General features: G+C 44.3%; 1 protein-coding gene and 1 pseudogene. Both read right to left on the bottom strand.

The genetic code is table 11. From position 1 onward, the window contains the following. Window positions 1-751 precede the first annotated feature (751 nt). Window positions 752-1,957 carry a phage head morphogenesis protein gene (locus ABD915_RS09395; protein WP_345117656.1) on the bottom strand — a complete coding sequence of 402 codons (1,206 nt, stop codon included), beginning with the start codon at window positions 1,955-1,957 and terminating at the stop codon, window positions 752-754. Beyond that, a pseudogene (locus ABD915_RS09390) lies at window positions 1,950-2,239 on the bottom strand (phage portal protein family protein); the annotation flags it as partial. The gene ABD915_RS09395 and the pseudogene ABD915_RS09390, both read right to left, overlap by 8 nt.

Genomic DNA, 2,239 nt, shown 5'->3' with positions numbered 1-2,239 from the left:
AATAGTAAGGTCTGGGCAAAGATCAATAAACTTGCCATGAAATGTCTCGTCATGACATATCTCAGCCTGCCCTTCTTTTTGATCTTCGTAAAATTCTTGCTCCATACATTGCCTATTGCTTTACAATCGTCATTGGCAATACAATGCACGAAACCCCTTCAACTCATAAGTCTGACACTGTCAGTCAAAAGAGCATTTCTTTAAAAAAGCACTTTTTTCACTTGCTTATAGCTTATGAGAGAAACCCCAATACCAAACCCTCTCATAAAATCGTTTTCAAAGGCACTTCAAAGGCGATAGAGCGCCGTTAGAGATCTTAAGGTACAAATATCGCCTTAATACAAAAACGCCTCTCTCAAGCCGTTTTTTTAAAGATTGCTTTCAAACGTTGAAACTGTTAGCGTATCCACGAGGCGTGAGCCAGTTATACCAGGACGGCTTTGCCGGATCTGCGAGGAGTTGACCGCCCTCCACGCCTTCTCATTTTTCTCACACACCGCTTCTTCTCACAAAAACCAACAAAGCTTTGCGGTGTGCGCTTTCTTACCTTTACAAAAAAGCCTCTCTCAAAACGCGTTTTTTAAAAGATTGCTTTTGAATGTTTAAACTGTTAGATTACCCGCGAGGCGTGAGCCAGTTATGCCAGGACGGCTTTGCCGGATCTGCGAGGAGTTGACCGCCCTCCACGCCTTCTGATTTTTCTCACACACCGCTTCTTCTCACAAAAACCAACAAAGCTTTACGGTGTTCTCTACAACAACCGTTCGTCCTTCTTTTCAGCAGCATGTAACAAACGTTGAATTTCTCTGAAGCTCTTTTTATGCATCGAGATAAGCCACCATTCTTGTTTGCTTGCTACCCATTTGACTGCAAAGCGCCACCATGCCCCACCACTTTCACCCAAAAACACAACACTCTGTGCATCTTTTCGCCTAATAACGCCGTAGGGCTTTATGAAGGTTTGAATGGCACCACGAAAATCCTCCAAGTAAAGAGACCGCGCTTGATGCTCTAACAAAATATGTTTCACACTGTCTGAAGATAAGCGAATAAGAGAATTGTCCGCACCAAAAACATCACGCACCTTTTCTATCATTGGGGCTATGGGAATAAATCCACGCGGCATATGTCCTTCAAACATCGCTTCCAAAAGTGGTGAGCCCACAATATCTTCAATGGCAATGCGTTTGCGACTGTCCCCCATTACAGAAACTTTATCACTTAAAAAATTGCTTAAATTTTGCGCGCGATGTTTCCCGGGGTTAGAATGCCAACCAGGATCAATACCTACGGGTATCTTTTCAACTTTTCCCGTCCGCTTATTGCGCCAAACCTGCTTTTCAACATGAAGTGGCTCTGCCCCCTCTTCATAGCCTAAATTGTCTGCCTCATAACGGCTTACCTGCCGCACACTGCATTTACATCGCCAACCATTGGGGGGATAAAGCCAATCCCAAATGGGATCATCAACCGGTGCCGTAAAACCCACCCAACTTTCATGTTCCAAACGCTTATGTTCTGAACTCGACAACGCATAGGTAAGATAAGGCAAAAACTCTTTATTATTTTGTGTGCGCTCCCACTCACCTGCCGCATGGGCACTCATGGTATTAGCCCAATAGACCGTTTCTAAACGCCGCGGACTGCCCAATTGCACCACACTCTTTTCACCCGTTTTCGGATCAATGCTGGTCTTTTTCCCCCACCAACCCTTTTCCTGTAAAATCGGCATTAAATTTTTTTGAAAATCTTGCAAAGGAACTTGATGCTTTATGGCATCTCCAACGGCTCGCTTAAAATCATCCAAAATGTCATAGCCTACTGATTTTGCCACCGTAAAGGAAAAGGCATGCTCTTCTGGTGCTATATCCCGCCAATCAAAGCTTGGAACAATATTTTTGGCTGCAAAATAACGGGTGACCTCTTTGGGTGCTGTTTTAAAAAGTTCCTCATCCATGATACCCCAATCCCCGCGCAATCATTTGCACCTTTGCCAAACGTGCTGCCAAGGCATGATGATCCATCTCGCTCAACAATTCATCTAAGCCTTTGAGGATATCCTCATAACTTTTAGCCTCTCTCACAAGCTTTTTAAAAGGCTCTAAAAGGGGTTCTAAATCCTCTTCCCAGTCACTTAAAGCCTCACTCGAAAGCCGATCCAATTCGTCGTGATGTTTTCCACCCTGCTCTTTTTTCCCCCCTTCTTTTCTTGTCACACAAACATCAAAAGCACCCCCAC

Origin of the sequence: Bartonella jaculi (assembly GCF_039543045.1) — a bacterium.
GTDB classification, from domain to species: domain Bacteria; phylum Pseudomonadota; class Alphaproteobacteria; order Rhizobiales; family Rhizobiaceae; genus Bartonella; species Bartonella jaculi.
This window is presented reverse-complemented; position numbering and strand designations above follow the sequence as displayed.

Excerpts from the sequence above, each read along its gene's own strand:
- ABD915_RS09395 (WP_345117656.1), bottom strand. The coding sequence starts at position 1,957 with ATGGATGAGGAACTTTTTAAAACAGCACCCAAAGAGGTCACCCGTTAT.